Source organism: Ideonella sp. (genome assembly GCF_044358605.1).
Classification (GTDB): Bacteria; Pseudomonadota; Gammaproteobacteria; order Burkholderiales; family Burkholderiaceae_C; genus Ideonella.
The window spans coordinates 1-25,615 of the sequence record NZ_JBIKNQ010000049.1; the positions used below are offsets into that span (position 1 = coordinate 1).

Here is a 25,615-nt window from a genome sequence, read left to right on the forward strand (position 1 = left end):
CCAACCGCGCTGTGCTGCATGCACCGTGCCATACAGCCACAGGGTGCGCCCATCCTTGCGGGCCTCCCAGAACAGGCCTTTTAGCCGGGCGGCTTGCATGCCCTGCGTCACTTCTTCCTGGGTCAGGGGGGCGGCGGCCGGGGGGCAGCTGGTGGCCGCTTGCAGCGGGCTGTGAGAAAGCACCCACGCGGCACTGGCCCACGAGAGGAGGCGGGCAAGGCGGCGGGGCAGGGTGGTGAGGTTCATCAGTGTTGCTTAGTGGGAGTCGGGTTCGCACACGGTTTGGTCAATGGCGCCAAACAGGCTTTGGCCATCTGGGCCTTTGACCTCGATGCGGATCGTATCGCCGTACTGCATGAAGGCGGTTTTGGCTTCGCCGTGTTCGATCATTTCAATCGCACGTTTTTCGGCAATACAGCTGAAGCCCTTGGTCCAGTCTTTGTTGCTGACTGTGCCCGAGCCTACGATGGACCCAGCCCGCACATTGCGGGTTTTGGCGATGTGGGCGATGAGCTGGCCGAAGTGGAAGGTCATCTCTGGCCCGGCCTCACACTGGCCCACTTTGCGGCCGTTCCAGGTGGATTGCAGGGTCAGGTGCATGCGGCCGCCTTGCCAGGCATCGCCTAGCTCGTCGGGCGTCACGGCCACGGGGCTGAAGGCGGTGGCGGGCTTGCTTTGGAAGAAGCCAAAGCCTTTGGCCAATTCAGCGGGGATCAGGTGGCGCAGGCTCCAGTCATTGGCCAACAGCATCAGCCGCACGCCGTCCAAGGCCTCACTCGGGCTGGTACCCATGGGCACGTCGCCAGTGATGACGGCGACTTCGGCTTCAAAGTCCACGCCCCAGTCCAGGTTGGGGAAGACGGCGTCGTCGCAAGGGCCTAAGAAATCGTCGCTGCCGCCTTGGTACATCAGCGGGTCACCAAAGTAGCTTTCGGGCATGTCGGCGCCGCGCGCTTTGCGCACCAGCTCGACATGGTTCAGATAGGCCGAGCCATCGGCCCACTGGTAGGCGCGGGGCAGGGGGGCCATGCACTGGCGCGGCTCAAAAGCAAAGGCATGGCGCGCCTTGCCGTGGTTGAGCGTGGTGTAGAGGTCTTCCAACTGGGGCGAGAGAAAGTTCCAGTCGTCCAGCACCTGCTGCAGCCGGGTGGCGATGCCGTTGGCATAGTGGGCGGTGCTCAGGTCGCGCGAGACGACGACGAGTTGGCCGTCGCGCGAGCCGTCTTTGTACGTGGCGAGTTTCATGGAAGCCCTTTAGCGTTCGATTTGATGGCAGTATTGTCCAATGGCCGAGCCTTGGCGCACTGTCCTTGCCAGCCGCAGTCTCCCGCCGGGCTTGGCCCGGGGTGGCAGGCTGGCCGCTCTGGTGCTGGGGGTGGTGCTGGTGCATGGGCTGGTGCTGGACGCGGCCAAGCTGCCTTGGGGGGCTTTGGCGCGGCAGGTGCCGCCAGAGCCCATGCAGGTGGTGTCGGTGGCGCCTGGGCCTGTGACCAGGCCCGGTGACCTCTCAATTTCCGTTCGGGCTGAGCCCGTCGAAGCCCTTCGACAGGCTCAGGGCGAACGGAGCAGATTGCGGGAGGAACGTTCCCAAAAAATGCTAACGGCCACAGCCACAGCCACAGCCACAGCCGAGCCCTTGTTCGATGCTTCTGCGCCCCGCTCGGAGGTGCCAAGCACCGCCCCAGAAGCGTTGCCTCTGCCCGCCACCTCTGCAGGCCCCCGCCCAGGCCAAGCGGCTCCGCGCCTGGCGGCCGCTGTACCGCCAAGCCTAGCCCTGCTCTACACGGCGCAGCGCGGCGCGGCGCAAGGCCAGGCGCAGATCGAGTGGCAATCTGAAGGCGAGCGTTATGCAATGAGTGTGAAGGTGGACGTGCCCGGCACCCCCGCCATCGACTGGCTCAGCCGTGGGCACTGGGGCAGCGACGGCCTGCGGCCCGAGCGCATGGTGGAGCAGCAGCGGCAGCGGGCTGTGCGGGCGGTGAACTTTCAGCGCGACAAGGGTGTGATCAGCTTTTCGGGTAGCCCGCGCAGCACGCCCTTGGGCGCGCAAGCCCAAGACCGCGCGAGTTGGCTGTTGCAACTGTGGGCTTGGGCCCGGGCCTTGCCCGAGCTGCCCCGCAGTGGCCAAACGGTGCAGATGCCGGTGGCGAGCCCGCGAGGTGATGTGGACGACTGGCAGTTTGAAGTGCAGGCGCCAGAGCAGCGCGAGGTGGCCGGGCACCGTGTGACGCTGATCCCGCTGGTGCGCAGCCCGCAGCGTCCCTATGACCTGCGAGTGACGGTGTGGCTCACCGACGACCCCGCCCATTGGCCAGCCGGCGTGGCCTGGGGTGTGGAGCCCGGGGGCGTGCCCTTGCAGCTTTGGCTGGCCGAGTGGCCCGGCCATGAGTGAAGTGCACGCATACTTGAGGCATGGACGACACCGACCGCCAACTGATCAGCTTGCTGCGCCAAGACGCGCGGCTCACCGTGGCCACGCTGGCGCAAAAGCTGGGCGTGTCGCGCGGCACCGTGACCAACCGGCTGCGCAAACTTGAAGATGAGCAAGTCATCGTGGGCTACACCGTCAAGCTGCGGCCAGACGCCCAGCCCAACCAGATCCGCGCCTGGATGGGCGTGGTGGTGGAGGGCAATCAAACCCGCTTGGTGATCGCCAGCCTGCTGGGCGAGCCCGGCGTGGCCGCCCTGCACGACACCAATGGCCGCTGGGACTTGCTGGCCGAGATTCGCGCCGACACCATGGCCGAGCTGTCTCAGGTGCTAGAGCGCATCCGCCTCATCAAAGGCATACGCAGCACCGAAACCAACATCCACTTAGCCACTTATCGCTAAGGTCTGTGCCCGCTCGGTGCTGGCCGCAGCTTCTTGCTGCAGCGCGCTGAAGAGGTTCTTGGGGTCGGCGGTTTGCACAATCAAATCGACCGCGCTGCCAATGCCCAGCTCCAATGCCGCGTCGCGCATAAAGCACAGGGCGGAGTAGTCTTCCAGCGCAAAGCCCACCGAGTCAAACACCGTGATGTCTGCGGCGCTGCGGCGGCCTGCATGCTGGCCCACCAGCACTTGCCACAGCTCGGTGACGGGGAAGTCCGCAGGCATTTGCTGAATGTCGCCTTCAATGCGGCTTTGCGGCTCAAACTCGACGAAGACCTGGGCGGCACTCAGCACACCAGGGTGCAGTTCCGTCTTGCCAGGGCAGTCGCCGCCCACGCCGTTGACGTGCATGCCGGGCTCCAGCATCTCGGGCGTCAGGATGGTGGCATTGGTTTTGTCGGCCGTCACGGTGGTGACGATGTCGGCGCCGCGCACGGCCTGGGCCACGCTGCTGCACACCTGAATGCTCAGGCCCGTGCCCACCAAATTGGCCACCAGCTTGGCCGTGGCTGCGCCGTCGGTGTCAAACAGGCGCAGCTCTTTGATGCCCACCAGTTCCTTGAAGGCCAAGGCCTGGAACTCGCTCTGGGCGCCATTGCCAATCAGGGCCATCACGCGGCTGCCTGGGCGGGCCAGGGTCTTGGCGGCCAGGGCGGACATGGCGGCGGTGCGGATGGCCGTCACCAAGGTCAGCTCGCTCAGCACTCGGGGGGCGCCGGTGGCCACATCCGCCAGCACGCCAAAAGCCATCACGGTAGGCAGGCCCGCCTGGGTGTTCTTGGGGTGGCCGTTGACGTACTTGAAGGCAAACTCATGCGCATCGGCAATCGGCATCAGCTCGATCACACCGTCGGCCGAGTGGCAGGCCACGCGCGGGCTCTTGTCGAACTCGGGCCAGCGCTTGAAGTCTTGGGCGATGCGGTCGGCCACGCCACGCAGGCAGGCGGCCAGGCCTTTGCGCTGGATCAGGCGCACCATGTCCGGGGCGCTGAGGTAAAGCGTGGGGGGCAGGGTGGTGAGGGTGGTCATGGTGTGTCTCCGTGTCATGCCGCCAGTGTCCCGGCTCTTGCTGCCAAGCAAAAGTCAGCATTTCGATCACTTTTGATATTTAAACTATCAAAATGGCAACACAAAATGACAAAAAGGCAATTTGACCCGCTTGTCACAGCACCGGGCTCGCCACGGCTTGCCCAAAAGGCGGCGCCTGGGTGAAGATGGGGCACTGGCTGCCACCCCTTGGCAGCCACAGGGGGAATCCTGTGAAGCAAAGACATCGCCACGCCAGTTCCGACCTTGTGTTGTCTCCTGGCTTGGCCCAGGCACCGCTGCTGGACCGTCTGTGCTCGCACTTTGTGCTGACTTTGACGCTGTCCTCCTCGGGGCGCTTCAACCTGCGGCGAGATTGGAATGCCCTGTTGAGCCTGACCGCCCGCCACATGGTGTGGCCGGTGGACGTGTTGCAGCGCCTGCGCAGCTTTTTGCAGCGGCGCTGCGAGGGCAATGCCCACTGGAGCGGGCATGAGGCCCTGAGCGATGAAGGGTTCATCGACCGCCACGGCGTGTGGAGTGGCCCCTATGAAGAAGGCTCGCTGTACTTCTATATCGACGAATACATCAAAGATGCCCCCAAAGATGTGCTGACAGCCCTGGCTGCCACCGCCGAGTGGCTGGCCCGCGACCTCAAGAAAAACACCACGCTCGTCGAGAAAAACATCGCCGCCTTAGGCGGCCTGTTGCAGCTCAACCCGGCCGAGCGCGCCTTGCTGCTTTATGGCACGCTGACCCGCTATCAGCGCGACCTGCGCATGCTCTTGGTGGAGTTCAAGGTCTCCAACGCCCGCGAGGCCTATGCCGCCATCGCCCAGGTGGCCCAGGTGGATGAGGCTGAGGTGGCCGAGGCGCTGCGCGCGGGCTCCCGCTTGGAACGCACCGGCATGGTGGAGAACCTGCTGTCCGAGCACAACATCACCGACCTGTCTGATTTGATGAAGGTCAGCGAGCAGCTGCCGCCCGTGCTGATGCGCGAGTACCGCGACCCCAGCGACTTGATGGCGGTGTTCACCCGGCCCGCCAAGCCCACTGCCCTGGGCGTGCAGGACTTTCAGTTTGTGGACGAAGAGGTGAGCGTGCTCAGCCGCTTGCTGACCGAAGCTGTGGCGCGCAAAGAGCCGGGGGTCAATGTGCTGCTCTATGGCCCGCCGGGCACGGGCAAGACCGAGCTGGCCAAGGTCTGCGCGGCGCATGCGGGGCTGGAGCTGTACGAGGTGGAGTACGCGGACCGTGACGGCAACTCGCTGACCGGGCGAGACCGCTATCGCTCGCTGCAGCTCAGCCAAGTGTTTCTCAAGAGCAGCCCGCAAGTGGCCCTGCTGTTTGACGAGGTGGAGGATGTGTTCCCCTCACTGCCCTCAGACACCGCGCAGTTGATGGCCCGGCTGGAGTCTTCAGACGGGCAGACGGGGGCCAGTGTCAGCGGCAAGGCCTGGGTCAACCAGATTCTGGAGACCAACCCGGTGCCGGTGATCTGGATCACCAACCGCATTGAGCAGATCGACCCGGCCTTCCGCCGCCGCTTTCAATACCACCTGGAGTTGCGCTCGCCGCCCCCTGGCGCCCGCGAGGCCATGATCCGCCGGGCGCTCAGTGAGGTGGACGTGGCCCCTGAGTTTGCCGCCAAGCTGGCCGAGCGCCCGGGGCTGACTCCGGCGCAGATCCGCACAGCCGTGCGCTTTGCCCAACTGGCCGGCGAGCCCGCTCAAGCGCAGGGCTTGATCGAGCGTCAGCTCAGCCACGCCGACAAGGCCCTAGGCGGGGCGGCGCGGCGCGAGCGCAGCGCCCGCCCATCGGTGACGCACTATGCGCTGGACCTCTTGAACATCGAAAGCCGCTTCCCGGTGGAACGCATGATCGAAGCGCTCAAGGCGCGCAGCCACGGGGCCTTGTGCTTTTATGGCCTGCCCGGCAGCGGTAAGACCGCACTGGCTGAGCACATGGCCCAGGCCTTGGGCCGCCCGCTGATGGTGCGCCAGGCCAGCGACATCATGAGCAAGTTTGTGGGCGAGACCGAGCAAAACATGGCCCGCATGTTCGAAGCCGCCGAGCAAGAAGAGGCCGTGCTGCTGTTGGACGAGGCCGGCAGCTTTTTGCGCAGCCGTCGCCGTGCTGAGCGCTCTTACGAGATCAGCGAGGTCAACGAGATGCTGCAAGGCATGGAGCGCTTTGCGGGCATCTTCATCTGCACCACCAACTTGTTTGAGGACTTGGACGAGGCGGCATTGCGCCGCTTCACCTTCAAGATCCATTTCAAAGCCTTGACCCCTGCCCAGCGCCTGCGCATGTTTGGGCAAGAGGCTTTGGGCGACCCAGCGGCCCTGCCCTCGCCAGAGCAGAGCCAGCGGCTGAATGAACTGGATCAACTGGTGCCCGGCGACTTTGCGGCCGTGCGCAGACAAGTGGAGATCCTGGGTGAGCCGCTCACCGGCGATGAGTTTTTGTCCCAATTGGAGGCGGAGCACCGTGTCAAGCCCGAGGTACGCCAGCGACGCAGCGTCGGATTTCGGTGAAGGAATGGGCCAAATCTGCCGACAAGCTCTGAATTGACCGGGGATCCCCGTCAAGGTTCACGTTTCAGGCCGATAACAGCTTGAGAGAATGCAAAGGCTGGCGGATCACCCGCTGAACTCATGGATGCTGCCCTGACTCCTACCCTTCTTTGGTTACCGACGCTGCTGTCTGCCTTGGTGTCTACACTGAGCGTAGGTCTCTTGATGCACAGCTTGCGGCGCATGAACTCGTCTGATCTCATCACCGCCAGTGTGTGGTGGGTGGCAGGCGCGGTGACCTGCGGCAGTGGCCTGTGGGCGGCACAGTACTTTGCCCTCAGTGCTGTAGAGGTGCACTGGGAGTTGGCCTATCGGCCCAATGGCATGGGCGTGACTTGGCTCGTGGCCGTGCTGGGCTCGGCCGTGGTGCTCTCGTCCACCAAGCTGAAGCTGCGTGAGGAAGCGCTGGTGGTGGTTCAAGCCTTGCTCTGGGCCACACTGTGGTGGGGCGTGATGGCCTTGGCCCAGCGCAGCCTGGTGGGCGGTACCTCCCTGAGCGTGGTGACTCAGCGCATTCCACTCGCCCCCATGGGCTTGGTGTTTGCCAGTGCCATGGCCGCCTTGTGGCTCGCCTTCGGTACACGCTGGGCGGACTTGGGTCGGTTCACCTCTCGCCAATGGGTGGGTGCCTCGATTTTTGGTTTGCTGGCTGGTATGGCCCAAGACATTGCGATCTCCCGCATGGGTTTTGAGGCGGCGGCGGTTTTGACGGAGGGCACCGCGCTCGACCGCAATGTGGTCCAACTGGTGTCCTCCGCTGGCACCTTGGCCGTGCTGCTCGGCTTGTTCGGTGTGCTGGTCGACTCCCGCGCGCACGGCCGAAACATGATCTTGGCGTCCTCCTTGAGCGAAGCCAATCGCCGCTTGCGTGATCTGGCGCTGGCTGACCCGCTGACCCGCCTGCCCAACCGCACGCTGTTTGAAGAAAAGCTCAACGAGGCCTTGGAGCGCGTGGGCACAGACCCAAGCTCTTTGGCGGTGCTGTTCATTGACCTGGACGGCTTTAAGCCTGTGAACGACTCCTTCGGCCACGTGGCCGGTGACGCCGTGCTGCGCGATGTCGGGCGGCGCCTGCAGCAACTGGCGCGCCAGTCTGATGTGGTGGCGCGTGTGGGCGGCGATGAGTTTTTGCTGCTGGCCGAGCGCCCAGGCGGCGACACGGGAGCAGCCCAGGTCGCACAGCGCGTGCTGGATGCCGTGAGCCAGCCCTACACCTTGCCCAACGGCGTCGAGGTCAACCTCTCGTGCTCGGTAGGCATCGTGATGTACCCCGAGGGCGGCCCCGCCAAAAAGCTGCTGGCCAACTCCGATGCGGCCATGTATGCGGCCAAGCGCGCGGGCGGCTCGACCTATGCGTTCTTCGAGTCCAGCATGGAGCAGGACGCCCGCAACCAGCTTGAGATCCAACACGACCTGCGTAGCGCCATTGAGCGCAACGAGTTGGAGCTGTACTACCAGCCCAAGATCGACGGCAAATCGGGCCAAATCACCGGCGCCGAGGCCCTGATCCGCTGGCACCACCCCAAGCGCGGCTTGGTCATGCCCGGCATCTTCATCCCGGTGGCCGAGCGCTTTGGCTTGATCGGAGCCTTGGGTAACTGGGTCTTGGAAGAGTCTTGCCGCCAGCTGCGTGAATGGCTGGATCAAGGCCTGCGGATGCGGGTAGCCGTCAACCTGTCGGTGCACCAGTTGCGCCAAGAAGACTTGGTGCCGCGTATCCGCCGCTCAGTGGAAAGCCATCGCATCGATGCCTCGCTGCTGACCTTTGAGATCACCGAAAGCGTGGCCATGGAGGACACCCAAACCACCATGAAGGCCTTTGCACAACTGGCTCACCTGGGCGCCACGGTCTCCATTGACGACTTCGGCACCGGCTATTCGAGCCTGGCTTACTTACGCAAGCTGCCCGCCCGCCAGTTGAAGATTGATCGCTCGTTTGTGATGGACTTGGACACCTCCACCGACGCCCTGGCCGTGGTGGACGCGGTGATCAAGCTGGCCCATGCGCTGGGCCTGCGCGTGGTGGCCGAAGGCGTGGAGACCGCCCGCCAGCGCGACATCTTGCTGAGCCTGAACTGCGATGAGCTGCAAGGCTATTTCTTTGCCAAGCCCATGTCGGCTGCCAAGCTCACCCTGTGGGCCATGGTCGACGACAAAGACGAGCAACAAGACTTCCGCCCCTCGCTCTATGTGAGTGGGCATCAAATGCTGCAATGAAGGCGGCGCTCGGCACTTGAACCAGATGCAAAAAGCCTCCCTCGGGCGGCTTTTTGGTGGGTGTTCGGCGGGCTTAGCCGACTTGGCGACGCCCACGCACGGCCTGGGCCAGGCGGTCCAGCAGGCTGGCGGTGTCGGCCCAGCCGATGCAGGCGTCCGTCACCGATACGCCCCATCGCGGCGCCACGCCTTCTTGCAGGTCTTGGCGCCCGGCTTCCAGGTGGCTTTCAATCATCACGCCGGTGATGCGGCGCTCGCCGCCTTCCATCTGCCGTACCACGTCTTCACCCACCTCGATCTGCTTCTGGTGTTGCTTAGACGAATTGGCGTGCGAGAAGTCGATCATCACCTGCTCGCGCAGCTTGGACGCGGCCAAGGCTTGGCAGGCCGCTTGCACATGCTCGGCGCTGTAGTTGGGGGCCTTGCCACCGCGCAGGATCACGTGGCAGTCGGCATTGCCACGGGTCTCAAAGATCGCGGCCTGACCCATCTTGGTCATGCCCATGAAGGCATGCGAGGCAGCGGCTGCCACCACGGCATCTGCCGCCACCTTCACGCCACCATCGGTGCCGTTCTTGAAGCCCACCGGGCAAGAAAGCCCTGAGGCCAGTTGGCGGTGGCTTTGGCTCTCCGTCGTGCGGGCGCCAATGGCACCCCAAGACACCACGTCGGCGATGTATTGCGGCGAGAGCAGGTCCAAAAACTCGGTGCCCGCAGGCAAACCCATCTCCACAATTTCCAGCAGCAACTGGCGCGCGCGGCGCAGGCCCTCGTTGATGCGGAAGCTGCCGTCCAGGCGCGGGTCATTGATATAGCCCTTCCAGCCCACGGTGGTGCGAGGCTTTTCAAAGTAGACCCGCATCACGATCAGCAGGTCCGGGCACAGGGCCTCCGCCCGTGCCTTGAGCAGGCGGGCATAGGCCAGGGCTTGTTCGTGGTCGTGGATGGAGCAGGGGCCCACCACCACAATCAGCCGGTCGTCATCGCCCGCCAGGATGCGGGCGATGTCGCTGCGCGACTGCTCCACCACGGCTTGCGCCGTAGGCGTCAGCGGCAGGTCGTCCAGCAGCAGGGCGGGGGAGATCAAAGGCCGCACCGCGCCAATGCGCACATCGTCCACACGGGTGGTGTCCAGGGTGGAGGGGCAGGTGCCATTGGCAGCAACGCCAACTTCGCGGTCGTGTTGCCAATCGTCGGGGGCGGTCATGGGGCGGCTCTCTTGTGCTGGGGCGGAAAACCGCGAATTATCGCTGCTGACGCCACGGCGGCTATGATTCATCAACCTCCCTAGCCCGCCAGCCCCATGTCTAACTTGGCCGATCAAATTCGCGAAGCACTGGTGATGTTTGAGCGTCAGGGCACGGCGCCTGCGTTGATCGGCGGCCTCGCCGTAGTGGCCCACAGGGTCGTGCGTGCTACCAAGGACGTGGACTTTCTGGTCGAGGCTGAGGCGGCGGACATCGTCCACGATGCCTTGCTGAAGCTGGGCTACAAGTGCCTCTACCGCAGTGAAGATGCTGCCAACTATGTGCGTGCAACGGAAGGGCTGGACTTGCTCTACGCGCATCGACCGCTTGCGCGGCGCCTCTTGGCGCAGGCCACAGAGCGCGAAACCCCGATGGGTCGGATGCGTATCATCAGCGTTGAAGGGCTGATCGGCTTCAAGCTACAAGGCTTTGTGAACGATGCGACCCGAACCCGCGACATCGAAGACATTCGTGCTCTGTTCAAAGTGCATCGCACTTCACTGAATGTGGAGGAGCTGCGAGAATATTTTGCGCTGTTCAACAAGTTGGAGCTTCTGGATGAACTGCTTGGCTAAGTCGGATGCCTGTGTCGAGCCCGTGCCGCGCGCCGCGAACGCCGGTGCGGTGCTGGCCCGTGAAGCGGGCTTGCCCTTTGAGCCCCAGCGCGATCAGACCGAGTCCAGCGAGCCCTTCTCTGAGTGGCTGAGCCTGATGGAGGTGGTGCACATGCTCTGCCCCACCTGCCCTGTGCGTGAACAAGCGATGCAGGGCACGAATTGGCGCCTCTAAAGGGGCCGCGCAGCCCTTGCGGAACGTGCGCGGTAGCCCGTCGGGTCGGAGGTGTCGGTGCTGGTGTCCCCGGCTGCGGGAACGAGCCTTACTGCTTGACAGCTTCGACCTGGATCACCAGACGCACATGCTTGGGGAAGCCCCAAGCCAGGCCGTAATCTACGCCCCACTGCGAGCGGTCGATGGTGGTTTCAAAGTCGCCGCCACAGACCTCGCGCTTGAGCATGGGGCTTTGGAAGCAGTTGAAATTGGTGGCCTTCAAGGTCACCGGGTGGGTCTTGCCCATCAAGGTCAGGCTGCCTGCGACTTCCGACACTTTGTCGCCGTTGAAGCTGAACTTGTCGCTCACGAACTTGGCGCTGGGGTGGGCGTTGGTGTTGAAGAGGTCGGCGCTCTTCAAGTGCTTGTCAAATGGCGCTGTGCCGGTGTTGATGGAGGCCATGTCGATGGTCAGCTCGACCTTGCCGCTCTTGCCCGCGCGGTCCAATTGCACCGTGCCTTCTTTCTTGTCGAAGCGGCCACGGTTGGTGGAGGTGCCGAAGTGGCTGATCTCGAAGGTCACAAAGGTGTGGGTGGGCTCAATCGCGTAGGTCGTCGATTGGGCTTGGGCTGCGCCTGCTGCGACCAGGGCAGCAGCGAGGAGGGTGGTGCGAATGTTCATGGGAGGACTCTTTCAGTGAAGGGTTGAGTGAGAGATGAATCAATCAGAGCGGGGCCACGCCCGTCAGGCTGAGCTTGAAGCGCACCTGCACGTCGTTGGCCACCATGGAGGTGTCGGCCCATTCGCCTTCACCGATCTTGAAGTCCAGTCGCTTGATGGCAAAGCTGCCCGTGGCGGTGGTGGTGCCAGCCGCTTGGCTCAGCGCCACGGGCACGACGATGTCGCGCGTCTGGCCCTTGATGCTGAGCTTGCCGCTGACCTCAAACTTGCCGCCGCCCAGGGCCTTGAGGCCAGTGGAGGCAAAGCTGGCCTGCGGGAACTTGGCCACGCCAAACCAAGTGGGCTTGGGCAGTTCGGCGTCGGTTTCGGGCACACCCAGGCTGGCGCTGCCGGTGTCGATCTGGAAGCTGACCTTGCTGGCGTCCAGCTTCTTGGCGTCAAAGCTGATCTGCGCATCCCATTTGCGGAACTTGCCATCCACCGGTACGCCCATCTGGCGTGAGGTGAAGACGATCTCGCTTTGGGCCGGGTTGACCTTTTGCTGCGCAAAGGCGGCAGAGGCCCAGAGCAAGCTGGCGGCCAAGGCGATGGTGAGGGGGCGGAGCATGGAGAGTCCTCTCGTTTGCATGGATCAAAGCTGGGGCCGCATACGGGCCAGGGTGCTGTCTTTGTCAATGAAGTGGTGCTTCAGGGCGGCGCCCACATGCATCAGCACCAGCACTGCTAGCAGCATGGCGGTGCGCTCATGCCAGGGCTTGATCAGCTCGGCCAAGGCCTTGTCCACCGGCACAAAGTCGGGCAGCGGCAGCACGCCAAACAGCACCACCGGAAAGCCCGCCGCCGAGCTATAGGCCCAGCCCACCAGCGGCACGATGAAGAACAGCGCATACAACGCGCTATGGGTCAGATGGGCCACCTTCTGCTGCCAAGCCGGTGCGGGCAGGTCAGCCGGGGGGCGGTGTGTCAGGCGCCACAGCAGGCGCAGGGCGGACAGGCCCAGGATGATGACGCCGGCCCACTTGTGATAGCTGTAGAGCTTGAGCTTGTCGGGCGACATGGACAGGTCCGTCATGTAAACGCCAACACTGAACGCGACGACGATCATCACCGCCAACAGCCAGTGAAAAGCCATGGCCACGCCGGTGTAGCGGGCCTCAGGATGCAAAGGGACAGGGGTCATAAGGGTGCGCAGGCCAGCGGCCCGCAAAGCGTTGTTCAATGCTCTGCAGTGTCGCTAAGTGCAGCGCCCTGGGCGTTCATGCCCTTGCAAGTCAGCCTTCAGTGGGCTTGAACGGCGGATGGGGCGCTCAAGCGGGTTTCGGGCTCTCACCAGAGACTTCAGCGCTTCAGCAGCCGGGTCCTTGGGGTCAATCAAGCCCCAGCGCACCGCAAAGTCCAGCGTCGCCAGGGCAGCATCCACCGTCATCTGGCCTTGGGCAGCGGCGGCCAGGGCGTCGGCCACCGGCCAGCATTGGTGCCAGGCGACTTCGCCGTCTTGGTTCACCGGCGTGCGGCCAGGGGCTAAGCACAGGTCAAACACATGCAAATGCTCGCGCTGCAGGCCTTCGGGGACGTCGCAGTGCAGCTCGATCACGCTGCCGGGGGTGGCCCGGGCAATCTCTTCAGGGGCCAGACCGGCCTCTTCAAAGGCCTCGCGCTGCAGGGCTTCCCAAGGGCTTTGGCCCAGCGGCACGCCGCCGCCGATCAGGTTATCCAGCCTGCCGGGGTCGGTGGGTTTGTTCAGGCTGCGCTTGGCCACCCACAGGTGGGTGGGCTGGCCACGCTCGTCAGCCACATAACCATTGCAATGAGTGCCCAAAGTCAGCGTGCCCCAGAAGCGGGCCGCAGCGCGCTCGATGGTGGCGTGGCTCACGCCGTGGGCGTCCCACACACCATAGGGTTCGTCGCGCCAGGCCACGATCAGGCCTTGGGCGCGCAGCTCAGCGTTGAGGGTGGCCCAGTGCGCGGAGCGGGTATCGTGGTCGTCGCCCAGGCGCAGCTGCACGGCACCAGCGCTGATCTGGACCCATTCTGGCCACGCCGCCAAGGCGCCCAGGTGGGCCTCGGCCACACTGCCGATGGCTACCCACCCTTGGGCGATGTGCAGGTGCAGGGGGTGGCGTAAGGTGCGGGTGTGGAGGGCCGCCTGCAAGCAGGGCCAGCGAAGGGCCTGAGTAGGATTGGTGACCACCCCTGCTAACAGGCCTGAGGGTAGAAGCTGCACAGGCTGCAACCTTTTTTCACGGGGAGAGCTGCACGGCACATAGGGCAACTTCCAGGCGACTCCTGCTTGTGCTCCTTAGCTTCAGTAGTCCAATCTCACGTGCCATCGCTATGAGCGCTTCGTCCCCGGTTTTTCCTTGAGCTGACACCCAATGTGCGAGCGAAACTAATTCCTGGTGACAAATTTCTTCAACGCTGCGCGCGTGGTCTTCGTCTGAAGCCCAGCGGAAACGGAATTCGATGGTCGAGTCAACGTCCCTTGGCCAATAGAACACACCGCCGTTCTCATCCGTCTTCTCGAACATCCGACGGGCCACTTGGTCCACTCGTTCTTGAATCCGGCTTCCCGTGCGCTGGAAGCCATGTGCTCGTGCGATGCGTCGCGCAAGCACTGCATCTAGCACTGGCCCCTCGCGCTGTACGACCCACTCCACCATAGGCTGCAACACCGCGTCGTAGCTGGGCTCGTAGAACAGGTCGGCGGACATTGCACCAGGTGGCACCGCATCGGTGGGCTGTGATGCATGAAATCGACAATCTCTCTTAACGTCTGGGCCCTCAAAACCTTGTGTTGACGATGTGGTCGGCGGCGACAGGGCGTAAACCGCTCCGGCTGGCCTGTCCGCTTCTTCGCGGACCTCAACAAACAAGGGGTTCAGCTCTTCTGCGGCACGAGGAATGGTTGCATCGGCTTCGTTGATCGCTTGGAGACTGGGCGTTGCTGTTGCTCCGTTGTCGTTCGGCGTGGGAATCGCTTCTTCGGGCAGTGCCTCGGCTCCGGCTGCTTGTCGCTCCCGATCCTTTTCGAGCAACTCGGTCAACTCGGCATGCACGCGTTCCAGCGTACCGCCCGGGTTCACCCACCAGTCCGTGGACCATATGCGAACAATCTCCCAGCCCAGGCCGCGCAGAACCTGTTCGCGCAGCTTGTCCCGGTCACGCGCGGTAGCAGAGCGGTGGTAGGTCGCACCGTCGCATTCCACCCCCGCCAGATACCGACCTGCAAAATCTGGGTGCACCACGCCCAGGTCGATGCGGAACGACGATGCGCCGATTTGGGTGTGCACCTGCCATCCTTTGCGGCCCAGCGCTGTGGCCACACTTGCTTCGAAGGGGCTGTCGAAGTCACCTTGGCTTCCGTGGTGCGCTTCGGCCAGTGCGCGTGGCCCGAATTCTGCAAACTCCAGGAAGTGTTTCAGGTCACGCACGCCGTTCGCTTTGGTGCGAGACAGGTCCATCTGTTCTCCGCGCAGGCTGGAGAACACGCGCAGTTCATGCCGGGCACGCGTTACTGCCACATTCAGGCGCCGTTCGCCACCATCGCGATTCAGTGGGCCGAAGTTCATCGACACGGTCCCGGCCATGTCTGGCCCGTAGGTGATCGAGAAGTACATGATGTCGCGCTCGTCACCCTGCACGCTCTCCAGATTCTTCACGAACACCGGCTCGAGCTCCATCTCGGAAAAGTAGGGTTCCAAGCCAGGGTCTTTACGGCGCTCATCGTCCAGCAAGTCTTCGATCAGTCCCTGCTGTTCAGAGTTGAATGTGACCACACCAATGGTTAGGCGCGACTCCCGGAAGCTCGGGCGCTTGAGTCGGCTCACCAGATCGGCCACAAGGGCCTGGGCCTCCGGTTGGTTGATGCGGGCGCCGCCTTTTTCGTAGCGCCCCTTCACAAGGTGGAAGCTGACGGCGCGGTCGTCGGTGACAGGCGACGGGAAGGTGACGAGGCCGCCCCCGTAGTAGCGGTGGTTGCTGAAGGCGATCAGGCTCTCGTGACGCGAGCGGTAGTGCCACGATAGGTTGCGCGTGGGCAGGCTGGCACCCAGGCACTCGTCGAGGATGCTCTCCAGATCACCTTCCACGACATCGTCGTCACCGTCAGAGCCATCACTGCGGCCGAAGAAGTTGGTGGGTGGCAGTTGTTTCGGGTCACCCACCATCACCACCTGCTTGCCACGGGCCATGGCGCCGATGGCGTCCCACACCGGGATTTGCGAGGCCTCGTCAAACACGACCAGGTCGAAGTTGCTGGCCTCGGCCGAAAGGTACTGCGCGATCGATAGCGGGCTCATCAGCAAACACGGGGTCAGTCGCAATACCACCGACGGAATCTCTTGCAGCAGTTGGCGCATTGGCTTGTGCTGCTTCTTCTTGGTGATCTCGTGGCGCAGGATGCCCCATTCGCTGTTGCGCTGGATGCTGTCGGTCGCCGGAAGGTTGGCGCACAGCTTGGCGCGAATCCATTCTCGGGATACCTTGGTGAACTCGTCATCCAAGGCGCGGAACTCCTGAATGCGAAGCTCGTGCTCAGCGGAGACAAAGCGCTTGAGAACCTCGTCTTCGTCCACGGCTTCGGCCAGCCACCAGCGGGCGTAGTTCACTTCGAACGCGGTAGGCACTTGCGCTGGGGTGACGTCACCCGCCTCGATAGCGCCCACCAGTGCTGGTAGTCCTGCACTGCGTGCATCGACCTGAGCGTGGCGCCAGGCGCACCATGCGTGCAGGCCGTGGTGATTTACCTCTAGTTGCACCGCCATCTCAGCCAGCTCCGCGGGCTCAAGGTCTGCGAACGCGCGGCGGACGGTATCCGGTTGCGCGGCGTTGTTGCAAAACTGGTCAGTTGCACTGTTGAGGTCTGTAAGCTTCGCCATGACCAAGTGGCAGGCTTGCCCAATCACGCTGCTGTCACCCAGTTCAGAGCGACGTATTGCCAGCACCTGATGCAAGCTGCGACGCGCCCCGGCAGCGGCAGAGGGATCCAGTCCAAGGCCAGACAAGCCAGCCTTCAGCGAGGCATGGAACTTCAGTGCTCGCTCGATCCCGTCGCTGTCGCTGTCCAATGCATTCCAGACGCCAGGGCATTCGGTCACTAGACCAGTCATGGAAAGCAGCCGTGCTTCCACCGCACTGCGTCTCTGCAACCACTCATACTGTTGCTGCAGGAGTGGCCCGCATCGCCCTTCGGCCACCTCCTGATGCGGCGCCTGCAACATGCCTCTTTGAAGCAAGGCCAATCGCTCGCGCTCAAATGCGAGCGCTGAACGAAGAACTGCGGAATCGGTGTTGTGCCCTTGCCAAAGGCCATGGCTGCTTTCCGACAGTGATGCACACTCGGTCAAGCGATGGTCCAGGTCCAACAAGGTTTTCAGGCGTTGAACCTCCCGTGTCCAGCGCTCGCCACAGTACCCCTCCAATGCAGCGTCCAGACCCTCCAACGCAAAGGGCTTGTGCATGCGTGCAGCATGCAGGGCCGTGTTGGCTTTCAAGGCGCTGCGGGCGTGATCAACCCGGGTCTTGATGCCCGCCCATAAGCCTTCAGCAGCAGCACCCGGGTTTAGTTGTTGGACCTCTTCACGTAGGCTCTTGATGCGCACGAGCGCAGACAGATCAGCGGCGACACGTGGTTCACCTGTGCCTTCGATGACACCTTCCAGCGCACTACGCACTTTTCGCTTGCCCAGCCATGACATCGGCCAGAACGCCTTCTCAGCCTTGGCCCAATCGCGCTGTAGCTGGGACACATTGAGCTGTCCCACACCGGATCCGTACTTCACGGAAAGACCTTCGCGCAGTTGGCTCATTTCCTCGATCAACTGCACCCCGCGTTCAATCTCATCACTGACGGCAGGTGGCCATGGTGATCCGAGTTCCGCGTGCAGGGTTCGGTGCTTGTCGAGCAGGTCGAGCGCCTGGGACATTCGAGTCTGCAGCTCTGCCGGCCACGGAGCAGACATCTTCGACGAGATTTCCCGGTGTTGGCCGAGCAGTTCATTGCCGGTTTTCAAGGAGGCGCAGATGGGATCACTGTCTGGCAGCGCGCAAAAGCTCCAATCTTGAGACGATGCCTGAGGCAAGGCCTTGGCGAGTACACCGAGAGCCGAGCGGGTTTGACGGTGCAGCGCCGGCCATTGCATGCCAAGCAGTTGCCCCAGGGCTTGTGCTGCGGCCTGGAAGTCACTGCTGGTGGTTTGCAGCGTCTGTGCGGACCTGACCATCTCCTGTTGCCACTTGGCGGACCATTCAGTGACGTGCACATGCACCAGGGGGCCAGTCAACAATTGATCAGGGTTCACGGCTGCCGCGTTTGCCTGCAACCTGCCAGCGAGATTGTGCAGTTCGGTCAGGGCAGCTTCGTCGTGCGCGCGGGGAGAGGGCCAGCTGAATCGCAGGTCTGGGGACTCATGGCCTCCGACAACACACCCGATGGCTCTGAAGATCGTCCAACCGTTGCTGTGGCGGTGGTGAAGGCGTTCAACATAGGTAGATAGTTTCTCGCGCACTTGACCCAATTGCCGTGCCTTGGCTTCCCAGGTGGCAGCGTCTACTTCACCTTTGGACTCCCAGGATTTTTGGAGCTGGCTCAACACATCGAGCTTGCGGCTCTTGTTTGAATGCAATTCGAGGCAGAACTCCCCCAGTCCCACTTCGCGCAGGCGGCGGAAGACGACATCCAGCGCAGCGATCTTTTCGGCCACGAAAAGTACGCGCTTGTTTTCAGCCAGGCACTGCGCGATGAGGTTGGCAATGGTCTGGCTCTTGCCCGTGCCAGGCGGACCGATCAACACAAAGTCCTTGCCTCTGGCGGCAGCCATGACGGCAGACAGCTGAGACGAGTCTGCGGGGAGTGGGCTGAAAACCTGCTGCGGCTGGTAATCAGTGTCCAGCCTCCGGGTCTCAGGGAAGGGCGTTGTGGATGGGTAGGGTTCGCGCGGCGAGTCGATCAGGTGCGCCACCACTGGCGACTTGCGCAAATCGTCGGTGCGATCAGACAAGTCTTTCCACATCAGGTACTTGGCAAAGGAGAACATCGACAGCACGACGTCCTCGCTGACCTCCCAACCCCGGACATCTTTGATGGCGTTGCGAACGCGTTTCCAGATACCTGTAATGTCCAGACCGGACTCATCACGCGGCAGGTCGCCAGCGGCAATGCCCAACTCCAACTGGAAGTCCTGTCGAAGCATCTCGACCAGCGTCGGATTGAACAGCGCCTCATCTTCATGTTCTTGCAACGTGAACCCCGACCGGGCGCTTTTGCGGTTCAGCGTGACCGGCAGCAGGATCAAGGGCGCTTTGACCCGAGAGTCCGTCTTGTCAGGGCGAGTCCACACCAGGAACCCTAGCGCGATGAAGAGTGTGTTGGAGCCACCTTCCTGCATCGCGTTGCGGGCGCCTCGGTACAACTCAACTAGGCGTCCTTCCAGTTCTTGATCTTCCAGCCGGATGAATACCTCACGGCGCTTCAGGGCGTCTTTTGCATGTGCCTTGCGAAGGTCTTCAAGGCTTCTGGCTTCGTGCAGTTGTTGGCTACGAGGATCTTGGCCCTGCATCAATGCTGGGCTTGGCAGCAGCTTGATGGTTTGCCCTTCTGCCAGGGTATCTTCCAGCTCTGGTGCTGCCACGTCGAGCAACAACGCCTTCTTGCCCTGCTTAAAGTTCAGCAGTGTGTTTCGTAGCGACAGATCAAGCAGTTTGCGTTGCCACCGGGCCAGTCTGTCTTTGGGATCGAGTTCAGATATCGGCGTATCGGTGATGGCTTCGTCTGGGAGGTCCGGGGCATCTTCAATGCCTATCGTTCCCTCTGGTTCCACATCAACTGCTACAGCCTCTGCTACAGCGTGCGCCTGCGCCAGCGGCTTGATCCGCGACATGCGCGAGCGCTTGACGTCGATGACCAGTTCAAACTTGTCTTCTTCCTCTTCTGACAACTGCCGATTTGCGTTGGCGATGGCTTGGCTGAAACTCACGGCTTGTCCCTGAGCCGCGAGAGTTGTTTCGAAGACCAACATCTCCTGCAGCTTCAAGCGCTTTCTCACCGCTGTGATGTCATCGACCACAGAGGTGGAAAACTCTTCGTCCCGAAGCCAAACACCGACAAATGCGTGGCCACGGGTGAATACCAGCAAGGGGTTGAGGTGAGCCTGCTCTAGGCACGCTGCAAACAGCAGCGCAAGATCAAGGCATGTCGCTAGGCCGCCGTCGAGCACCTGTGAAGGACTGCGAACCTTCTGCCCCGTGTGTTCAAAACTGGCGGGGGGGAGTGCGTAGTTGAGCTTGCGCTGGAGCACGGCAGCCCAGATGCCAGACGCTAACTCCCATGCGCGTTTCGCACCTTGTGTATAGCCGTCAATAGAACCGGACTTTCCGCCGGTCTGCAAAGCCAAAGCGGCTCCCTTGAGCAGACGGTCGATTGCTTGATCGTTTGGCTGAACGAATGCTGCCACCATTTCAGGCAAATGGCCGATGCCGCCCCACTGATTGCGAGGTAGAAGCTCTACCTTCAACTTCTGCTCTGCCAATACGACCCCGGGGCTCTTTGCGGAGCTTAAAGAGAAGTGGAGTAATGCTGACTCTGCTTCCGTCAAGCGTGACAGCATGGCGCCGTCTAACTGCACATCCAGTTTGGGCAGGTGGTAGCGTTCGGAAGGACCGACTTCGTCTAATGTCCAGCTTCTAGGCTTCAGGAATGCTGGTTCTGAACTGAGGTGAATAGTTAACTCAGATACCGATGATTCAGTGTCGTTTGCGACGATCAACTCAAGCAATACGGGCACGGAATTTTGGAAGCTGGCGAGATTCAACTTTGCAGCAGCACTGACTTGCAAAGCGACTTTCGAAGTCGGTGGCGATACTGAATCGTCACTCAATACTCCGTCCTCCGGACCTGAGTCTTGCCAAATATCTTTGTTCATTTCTTCCCGCTCAGATTCATTTTGTTAGTTGAAATCTGTGTCCATTTTTTGGAATCAGTGTATCGCTATGTCGTCATGCGTCGACATGAAGTGCCCTGCCAAGTCGCCGCACAATGCTGTCATGCATCACCCGTTGTCATATCGCCATGTATGAGTCACGCACCACCCGGCCGCTGACGCGCCCGGAGTTTCACCGCCGCTTGCTGGGCCAGGCCGCTTGGGTATTGGCCTTGTTGGTGGGCTCGCTGGTGTTAGGCGTTGCGGGCTATATGGTGTTTGAGCAGCTGAGCCTGGTGGATGCCTTTTTGAACGCCGCGATGCTCTTGGGCGGCATGGGGCCGGTGAATCCGCCACAAACCGTGGCAGGTAAGGTCTTTGCGGGTTGTTATGCGCTCTATGCGGGATTGGTGTTCATCGTCACCGCAGCCATGATGTTCTCGCCCTTTATGCACCGCTTGCTGCACCACTTCCACTGGGATGACAAAGCCCGCTGACATGAACTCTGCACTCACTACCCGACCTGCCACGTTGGCCGACCTGCCCGAGTTGGCACAGCTGTTTGACGCCTACCGTCAGTTTTACGAGCAGCCTTCGGATGAGCCGGCCGCGCAGGCCTATCTGCAGGCTCGCATGGTGGCTGAAGAGTCGGTGATCTGTGTGGCTCAAGCTGAGGGCAGGGGGCCGCTGTTGGGCTTTGTGCAGCTCTACCCCACCTGGTGCTCGGTGGAGATGGCCCGCACCGCCATGCTGTATGACCTCTTCGTCAGCACTGAGGCGCGGTGCGGTGGTGTGGGCCGCGTGCTGATGCAAGCTGCACAGGAGGCCGCAGCCCAGATGGGCGCCGTGCGGTTGGATCTCTCGACCGCGCACACCAACGCCCGCGCGCAGGCGCTGTATGAGTCACTGGGCTGGAATCTGGATACCACCTTTCGCTATTACACCCTGCGTGTATGATGCGGCCCCGGTCGGCAGTTCACCCAGGCATCGCCGCGTGACCTTCGGTTCACGAGCTAAACCTGCCTCAGTTTTCCCAAGAGATTCATCCGCTTCTTTCATCTCTCATCCCAGAGCGTGAAACGCGGCTGCAAGTCGGCGATCCCCGCCTGACCGATGTTCGTCATCGGCCCCCCGCGTTTCGCGCCCGGAGTGTGATGTCATGGCGACTTCTTCTGAATCTTCTTCTTCCCCTTCCTCATCGGCCCGCAGCCGCCAAACCGTGGCTTTGCAAACCGCCGACGCCTCGGCGCTGGCCAAAGCCCTGCGCAGCCAACTGGCCACCTATGCTGAAGCTCAGGGTGCAGTGGCCAACCAGGTGGTGCCCAGCCACTTGGCCTTGCTGAACATGCTGGCGCGTGCGGTGGGCCACCGCAACTACCAGGCCTTGAAGGCGCAACCCGCCCCTGTGGCGGTGCCCAAAGCCAGCGCCGCGCCCAAAGCGCCTGCGCCTGCGCCAGCGGCCGTGGAGCCCGGCACCCAGCCCTTGTCCGCCGGCGCGGCCAAGGCGCTGACGCAGTTCGACGAGTTGGGCCGCCTGGCGCGTTGGCCGCACAAGTTCAGCGTGCAGCGCATTGCCATGTGGGGCTTGTGGCTGCGTTTTGACAGCGGCCGCACCTACACCGAGCGCGAGGTCAACGACATCCTCAAGGCCTGGACCACCTATGGCGACCATGTGACCCCCCGGCGCGAGCTGGTGGAGATGGGCTTGTTGGCGCGCAAGTCTGACTGCTCGGCCTACTGGAAGGAGCCGCAGCGGCCCAGCGACGAGATTCGGGCGGTGCTGCAGGCCTTGCGCGCCAGGCGGTGAACGCAGGGGGGAGCGCGCTGGGCGACAATCTATGGAAACTCTGACCCCACCCAAGATTTCGCACCCCATGGCTATTCAACGCGTTCTCACTGGCATCACCACCACCGGCACCCTCCATCTGGGCAACTATGTGGGGGCGTTGCGGCCTGCGATTGCGGCCAGCCGCCAGCCGGACGTGGAGAGCTTTTTCTTCATGGCCGACTACCACGCACTGATCAAGTGCGACGAACCGGCCCGCATTGAAGCCTCGCGTCTGCAGATTGCCGCCACCTGGATTGCGGCCGGGCTGGACACCGAGCGCGCGGTGTTCTATCGCCAGAGCGACATCCCTGAGATCCCTGAGCTGACTTGGCTGCTGACCTGCGTCACCTCCAAAGGCCAGATGAACCGCGCTCATGCCTACAAGGGCGCGGTGGACGCCAATGTGGCGGCCGGTGAAGACCCAGACGCCGGCATCACCATGGGCCTCTACAGCTATCCCATCTTGATGGCGGCGGACATTTTGATGTTCAACGCCCACATCGTGCCGGTGGGCAAAGACCAGGCCCAACATATCGAGATGACCCGAGACGTGGCCCAGCGCTTCAACCATCTCTTCGGGAAGGGCAGCGACTTTTTCGTGTTGCCCGAGGCGCAGATCGATGAAGAGATGGAGCTGCTGCCCGGGCTGGATGGCCGCAAGATGAGCAAGAGCTACGACAACGTCATCCCGCTGTTTGAAGGCGGCGAAAAGGCGCTGCGCGAGGCCATCGCCCGGGTGGTCACCGATTCCAAGCTGCCCGGCGAGCCCAAAGACCCGGACAGTGCCCACCTGGTGTCCCTGTTTGATGCCTTTGCCACGCCTGAGCAACGCGCCGCCTTCCGCGCCGAGCTGCGTGGCGGCCTGGCCTGGGGCGAGGCCAAGCAAAGGCTGTTCGAGCAGATCAATGGCCAGATCGGGCCCATGCGCGAGCGCTATGACGCGCTGATGGCGCGCCCCGAAGAGATTGAAGCTGTTCTGCAAAAGGGCGCAGCCAAGGCGCGCGCTATCGCTGCGCCGCTCTTGGCGGAGCTGCGCCATGCGGTGGGTTTGCGGCGCTTCCAGCCGCTGGCCCAGAGCGCGGCCCCGGTGGCGAAGGCCAAGGTGCAGCTGCCAGTGTTCAAGCAATACCGCGAGGCCGACGGCCAGTTCTACTTCAAGCTCAGCGCCCATGACGGCCGCGTGCTACTGCAAAGCCAGGCCTTTGCCGGTGGGCGCGACGCGGGCGATTGGGTCAAAAAGCTGAAGACCGAAGGCGCAGCCGCGCTGGCCGCAGCCCCGGTGCAGCTTGGCGCTGGCGTGGCCGAGGCCGACGTGCACGCGGCCTTGGCGGCCTTGCTGGCCGACGCCCAAGAGGCCGCTTAACGTGTACTTGAGCCGCGCGTGGATGCAATGCGGCCTAGCGGCAGGGCTGCTGAGCTGGGCTCTGGGCAGCGCTGCCGCAGAGTCCGCCGCACCCTTGCGCGTGCCAGACACCATCGCGCAGCGCGCCCTGGCTTGCACGGGCTGCCACGGGCCGCAAGGGCGCTCGTCCCCCCAGGGCTATGTGCCGCGCATTGCCGGCAAACCAGAGGGCTATCTCTACCAGCAATTGCTGGCCTTCAGAGACGGACGCCGCCCCCATGAGGCCATGGCCCGGCTGCTGGCACCGCTGACGGACGACTATTTGCGCACACTGGCCAAGCACTTTGCGAGCCTGGAGGTGCCCTACCTGCCGGTGGCTCAGCGCCCCGCCACCTCCGCAGCCTTGGCGCTGGGTCGAGGGCTGGTCCAGCAGGGAGACCCAGCCCGCAAACTGCCCGCCTGTGTGGCCTGCCATGGTGCGGCGCTGATGGGGGTGGCCCCGGCCATCCCCGGTTTGCTGGGCTTGCCGCAAGACTATGTGGTGGGGCAATTGGGCGCTTGGCGCGCCGGAACCCGCCTTACCGCCCAGCCAGACTGCATGGCGCACATCTCCCGCCAGTTGCAAACCGAGGAGATCGCCGCCATCGCCGCCTGGCTGACCACGCAGGCCGTTCCCACACCGGCCAAGCCCGCCGCACAATTGCCCCAGCCTATGCCGCAGCGCTGCGGCAGCGTGACCCCATGACGAGACTGCGGCAGGTGATGCGTGCTCTGGCGGCGCTGGCGCTGTTGGTCGCCCTGGTACTAGCCGCTTTGGTCGCGCGCGAACTGTGGGGTGGCCCCACCAGGGCCGGCGCTGAGGCTGCCAACCCTTTGCGTGACGCCGCCACCCTGGAGCGTGGCGCCTACCTCGCACGCTTAGGCAATTGCGCTGGCTGCCACACGGCCCAGGGCGGACCCGCCCTGGCCGGGGGGCGCCCACTGGCCACGCCCTTTGGCACGGTCTACACCAGCAACCTCACCCCCGACGCCGAGACCGGCCTGGGCCGCTGGAGCGCCGAGGACTTTTGGCACGCCATGCACCATGGGCGAGGGCGCGACGGGCGCTTGCTGTTGCCGGCCTTTCCATTCACAGCCTTCATCCATCTGGCCCGGGCCGACAGCGACGCCTTGTATGCCTATCTGCACAGCCTGCCTGCGGTGCAGCAGGAAGCACCAGCACATCAACTTGGGTTTCCCTACAACACCCAGGTCGCCCAGGCTGTTTGGCGCCTGCTTTACTTCAAGGCAGTCACCGAGCCCCAAGTGGCCTTGAGCGAGATGACCACCCCGCTGCAGCGCGGCGCGGCTTTGGTGAACGGCTTGGGCCATTGCGCCGCCTGCCATGCGTCGCGCAGCGCCCTCGGCGGCCAAAGCGGTGGCTTGGTGGGCGGGCATATGCCCGGTGAGGGCTGGTGGTCACCGCCGCTGGCCCTGCCCGCAGGTGAGGCCGCAGCCCAAGGCCTGGTGCAGCTGTTGCAGACGGGTCAGGGCCCCCAAGGCACGGTGAGCGGCCCCATGGCCGAGGTCGTGCTGCACAGCATGCAACACTGGCAAACGGACGATCTGCGTGCGGTGGCCCTCTACCTGCAAAGCCTGCCCGCTGTGCCCGCCGCCCAGGTGGCGGCGCCAGCAGCCCCTGAGCTGCTGGCCCAAGGCAGAAGCCTCTACACCACACATTGCGCCGACTGCCACGGGGTGCAAGGCCAGGGTGCCGTGGACGCTTACCCGCCACTGGCAGGCAACCCTACGGTGCTGCAGCCCACCGCCATCAACCTGATGCTCAAGGTGCGCCAAGGCGGCTTTGCCCCTGCCACAGCCGCACACCCCCAGCCCTACGGCATGCCGCCGCTGGATTTATCGGATGCTGAGATGGCCGCCTTGCTGAGTTTCATCCGCCAGTCCTGGGGCCATCAAGCCTCGGCGGTCAGCGAGCTGGATGTGTGGCGCTGGTCCACCAAGCATTGACACTTTGAAGCGCCTGGCTGCGGCAGGACAAGCCGACTCCAGGTTTTCAGCGCTTTAGGCTTCAAGCAAGCAAGGGGATGAAAAAAGCCGCTCAGCGGGCGCCGAGCGGCTCGGAGGTGGGCGAGCTGCTCAGCCC

20 protein-coding genes and 1 pseudogene are annotated in these 25,615 nt (G+C 63.2%); 12 read left to right on the forward strand and 9 right to left on the reverse strand.

Going from position 1 to position 25,615, the window contains the following annotated elements; all coding sequences use genetic code 11:
• Together ACIQ3Q_RS16295 and ACIQ3Q_RS16300 are read right to left on the reverse strand one after the other, a co-directional pair.
• Positions 1 to 246: pseudogene (locus tag ACIQ3Q_RS16295) on the reverse strand (TraB/GumN family protein); the annotation flags it as partial.
• Between the two features lie 9 nt (positions 247 to 255).
• Positions 256 to 1,245 (reverse strand): fumarylacetoacetate hydrolase family protein, encoded by a 990-nt coding sequence (locus tag ACIQ3Q_RS16300; protein ID WP_396270230.1) that lies wholly within the window; start codon positions 1,243 to 1,245, stop codon positions 256 to 258.
• A 40-nt stretch (positions 1,246 to 1,285) separates the two neighbouring features.
• On the opposite strand from ACIQ3Q_RS16300, the gene ACIQ3Q_RS16305 reads away from it, so the two are divergent.
• Positions 1,286 to 2,392: a DUF3108 domain-containing protein gene (locus tag ACIQ3Q_RS16305; RefSeq protein WP_396270231.1), complete on the forward strand. Its 1,107-nt coding sequence runs from the start codon at positions 1,286 to 1,288 to the stop codon at positions 2,390 to 2,392.
• Positions 2,393 to 2,412: 20 nt separating this feature from the next.
• The gene (locus tag ACIQ3Q_RS16310; RefSeq protein WP_396270232.1) at positions 2,413 to 2,832 is read left to right on the forward strand and encodes an Lrp/AsnC family transcriptional regulator; all 420 of its coding nucleotides are present in this window, start codon (positions 2,413 to 2,415) and stop codon (positions 2,830 to 2,832) included.
• On the opposite strand, the gene ACIQ3Q_RS16315 is transcribed toward ACIQ3Q_RS16310, so the two are convergent.
• Complete coding sequence (locus tag ACIQ3Q_RS16315; RefSeq protein WP_396270233.1) at positions 2,815 to 3,900, reverse strand: ornithine cyclodeaminase; 1,086 nt, start codon at positions 3,898 to 3,900, stop codon at positions 2,815 to 2,817. The two genes, ACIQ3Q_RS16310 and ACIQ3Q_RS16315, sit on opposite strands and share 18 nt — an antisense overlap.
• Before the next feature lie 185 nt (positions 3,901 to 4,085).
• On the opposite strand from ACIQ3Q_RS16315, the gene ACIQ3Q_RS16320 reads away from it, so the two are divergent.
• A complete protein-coding gene (locus ACIQ3Q_RS16320; protein WP_396270263.1) occupies positions 4,086 to 6,434 on the forward strand; it encodes an ATP-binding protein in 2,349 nt (782 codons plus the stop codon).
• Positions 6,435 to 6,554: 120 nt separating this feature from the next.
• Entirely contained in the window at positions 6,555 to 8,690 is a 2,136-nt protein-coding gene (locus ACIQ3Q_RS16325; RefSeq protein ID WP_396270234.1) for a putative bifunctional diguanylate cyclase/phosphodiesterase, read from the forward strand.
• A 73-nt stretch (positions 8,691 to 8,763) separates the two neighbouring features.
• Here ACIQ3Q_RS16325 and ACIQ3Q_RS16330 read toward each other — a convergent pair whose 3' ends face one another.
• On the reverse strand, positions 8,764 to 9,897 hold the full coding sequence (locus ACIQ3Q_RS16330; protein WP_396270235.1) for a 3-deoxy-7-phosphoheptulonate synthase: 1,134 nt from the start codon (positions 9,895 to 9,897) through the stop codon (positions 8,764 to 8,766).
• Between the two features lie 105 nt (positions 9,898 to 10,002).
• On the opposite strand from ACIQ3Q_RS16330, the gene ACIQ3Q_RS16335 reads away from it, so the two are divergent.
• Both ACIQ3Q_RS16335 and ACIQ3Q_RS16340 read left to right on the forward strand, forming a co-directional pair.
• The gene (locus ACIQ3Q_RS16335; RefSeq protein WP_396270236.1) at positions 10,003 to 10,512 is read left to right on the forward strand and encodes a hypothetical protein; all 510 of its coding nucleotides are present in this window, start codon (positions 10,003 to 10,005) and stop codon (positions 10,510 to 10,512) included.
• Entirely contained in the window at positions 10,496 to 10,726 is a 231-nt protein-coding gene (locus ACIQ3Q_RS16340) for a hypothetical protein (RefSeq protein ID WP_396270237.1), read from the forward strand. The genes ACIQ3Q_RS16335 and ACIQ3Q_RS16340 overlap by 17 nt, the downstream gene beginning before the upstream one ends.
• Before the next feature lie 88 nt (positions 10,727 to 10,814).
• Here ACIQ3Q_RS16340 and ACIQ3Q_RS16345 read toward each other — a convergent pair whose 3' ends face one another.
• The 5 genes from ACIQ3Q_RS16345 to ACIQ3Q_RS16365 all read right to left on the reverse strand — a co-directional run bounded on the left by ACIQ3Q_RS16345 (position 10,815) and on the right by ACIQ3Q_RS16365 (position 20,305).
• Positions 10,815 to 11,387: a YceI family protein gene (locus tag ACIQ3Q_RS16345; RefSeq protein WP_396270238.1), complete on the reverse strand. Its 573-nt coding sequence runs from the start codon at positions 11,385 to 11,387 to the stop codon at positions 10,815 to 10,817.
• A gap of 43 nt (positions 11,388 to 11,430) precedes the next feature.
• Positions 11,431 to 11,994 (reverse strand): YceI family protein, encoded by a 564-nt coding sequence (locus tag ACIQ3Q_RS16350; RefSeq protein ID WP_396270240.1) that lies wholly within the window; start codon positions 11,992 to 11,994, stop codon positions 11,431 to 11,433.
• 24 nt (positions 11,995 to 12,018) lie between these two features.
• Entirely contained in the window at positions 12,019 to 12,567 is a 549-nt protein-coding gene (locus ACIQ3Q_RS16355; protein WP_396270241.1) for a cytochrome b, read from the reverse strand.
• A gap of 54 nt (positions 12,568 to 12,621) precedes the next feature.
• Complete coding sequence (locus ACIQ3Q_RS16360) at positions 12,622 to 13,539, reverse strand: DUF4743 domain-containing protein (RefSeq protein ID WP_396270242.1); 918 nt, start codon at positions 13,537 to 13,539, stop codon at positions 12,622 to 12,624.
• Between the two features lie 88 nt (positions 13,540 to 13,627).
• Complete coding sequence (locus ACIQ3Q_RS16365) at positions 13,628 to 20,305, reverse strand: DUF3320 domain-containing protein (protein WP_396270244.1); 6,678 nt, start codon at positions 20,303 to 20,305, stop codon at positions 13,628 to 13,630.
• Between the two features lie 146 nt (positions 20,306 to 20,451).
• Between ACIQ3Q_RS16365 and ACIQ3Q_RS16370 the strand changes: the two genes are divergently transcribed.
• The 6 genes from ACIQ3Q_RS16370 (at position 20,452) to ACIQ3Q_RS16395 (ending at position 25,479) form a co-directional block, all read left to right on the forward strand.
• Positions 20,452 to 20,799 carry a hypothetical protein gene (locus tag ACIQ3Q_RS16370; protein WP_396270245.1) on the forward strand — a complete coding sequence of 116 codons (348 nt, stop codon included), beginning with the start codon at positions 20,452 to 20,454 and terminating at the stop codon, positions 20,797 to 20,799.
• A gap of 1 nt (position 20,800) precedes the next feature.
• A complete protein-coding gene (locus ACIQ3Q_RS16375) occupies positions 20,801 to 21,259 on the forward strand; it encodes a GNAT family N-acetyltransferase (protein ID WP_396270247.1) in 459 nt (152 codons plus the stop codon).
• Between the two features lie 202 nt (positions 21,260 to 21,461).
• Entirely contained in the window at positions 21,462 to 22,109 is a 648-nt protein-coding gene (locus ACIQ3Q_RS16380; RefSeq protein ID WP_396270248.1) for a DUF2087 domain-containing protein, read from the forward strand.
• Between the two features lie 31 nt (positions 22,110 to 22,140).
• The gene (locus ACIQ3Q_RS16385) at positions 22,141 to 23,493 is read left to right on the forward strand and encodes a tryptophan--tRNA ligase (RefSeq protein WP_396270250.1); all 1,353 of its coding nucleotides are present in this window, start codon (positions 22,141 to 22,143) and stop codon (positions 23,491 to 23,493) included.
• Between the two features lies 1 nt (position 23,494).
• Positions 23,495 to 24,217 carry a c-type cytochrome gene (locus ACIQ3Q_RS16390; RefSeq protein WP_396270251.1) on the forward strand — a complete coding sequence of 241 codons (723 nt, stop codon included), beginning with the start codon at positions 23,495 to 23,497 and terminating at the stop codon, positions 24,215 to 24,217.
• Complete coding sequence (locus tag ACIQ3Q_RS16395) at positions 24,214 to 25,479, forward strand: c-type cytochrome (RefSeq protein ID WP_396270253.1); 1,266 nt, start codon at positions 24,214 to 24,216, stop codon at positions 25,477 to 25,479. Before ACIQ3Q_RS16390 ends, ACIQ3Q_RS16395 begins: the two co-directional genes overlap by 4 nt.
• The last annotated feature ends 136 nt before the right edge of the window (positions 25,480 to 25,615 follow it).

What these genes read in the sequence shown, in the direction of transcription:
- ACIQ3Q_RS16300 (WP_396270230.1), bottom strand. Translation starts at nt 1,245, where the DNA reads ATGAAACTCGCCACGTACAAAGACGGCTCGCGCGACGGCCAACTCGTC.
- ACIQ3Q_RS16365 (WP_396270244.1), bottom strand. Translation starts at nt 20,305, where the DNA reads ATGAACAAAGATATTTGGCAAGACTCAGGTCCGGAGGACGGAGTATTG.
- ACIQ3Q_RS16305 (WP_396270231.1), top strand. Translation starts at nt 1,286, where the DNA reads ATGGCCGAGCCTTGGCGCACTGTCCTTGCCAGCCGCAGTCTCCCGCCG.
- ACIQ3Q_RS16330 (WP_396270235.1), bottom strand. Translation starts at nt 9,897, where the DNA reads ATGACCGCCCCCGACGATTGGCAACACGACCGCGAAGTTGGCGTTGCT.
- ACIQ3Q_RS16385 (WP_396270250.1), top strand. Translation starts at nt 22,141, where the DNA reads ATGGAAACTCTGACCCCACCCAAGATTTCGCACCCCATGGCTATTCAA.
- ACIQ3Q_RS16375 (WP_396270247.1), top strand. Translation starts at nt 20,801, where the DNA reads ATGAACTCTGCACTCACTACCCGACCTGCCACGTTGGCCGACCTGCCC.
- ACIQ3Q_RS16350 (WP_396270240.1), bottom strand. Translation starts at nt 11,994, where the DNA reads ATGCTCCGCCCCCTCACCATCGCCTTGGCCGCCAGCTTGCTCTGGGCC.
- ACIQ3Q_RS16380 (WP_396270248.1), top strand. Translation starts at nt 21,462, where the DNA reads ATGGCGACTTCTTCTGAATCTTCTTCTTCCCCTTCCTCATCGGCCCGC.
- ACIQ3Q_RS16315 (WP_396270233.1), bottom strand. Translation starts at nt 3,900, where the DNA reads ATGACCACCCTCACCACCCTGCCCCCCACGCTTTACCTCAGCGCCCCG.
- ACIQ3Q_RS16340 (WP_396270237.1), top strand. Translation starts at nt 10,496, where the DNA reads ATGAACTGCTTGGCTAAGTCGGATGCCTGTGTCGAGCCCGTGCCGCGC.
- ACIQ3Q_RS16320 (WP_396270263.1), top strand. Translation starts at nt 4,086, where the DNA reads ATGGGGCACTGGCTGCCACCCCTTGGCAGCCACAGGGGGAATCCTGTG.
- ACIQ3Q_RS16310 (WP_396270232.1), top strand. Translation starts at nt 2,413, where the DNA reads ATGGACGACACCGACCGCCAACTGATCAGCTTGCTGCGCCAAGACGCG.
- ACIQ3Q_RS16355 (WP_396270241.1), bottom strand. Translation starts at nt 12,567, where the DNA reads ATGACCCCTGTCCCTTTGCATCCTGAGGCCCGCTACACCGGCGTGGCC.
- ACIQ3Q_RS16345 (WP_396270238.1), bottom strand. Translation starts at nt 11,387, where the DNA reads ATGAACATTCGCACCACCCTCCTCGCTGCTGCCCTGGTCGCAGCAGGC.
- ACIQ3Q_RS16370 (WP_396270245.1), top strand. Translation starts at nt 20,452, where the DNA reads ATGTATGAGTCACGCACCACCCGGCCGCTGACGCGCCCGGAGTTTCAC.
- ACIQ3Q_RS16395 (WP_396270253.1), top strand. Translation starts at nt 24,214, where the DNA reads ATGACGAGACTGCGGCAGGTGATGCGTGCTCTGGCGGCGCTGGCGCTG.
- ACIQ3Q_RS16325 (WP_396270234.1), top strand. Translation starts at nt 6,555, where the DNA reads ATGGATGCTGCCCTGACTCCTACCCTTCTTTGGTTACCGACGCTGCTG.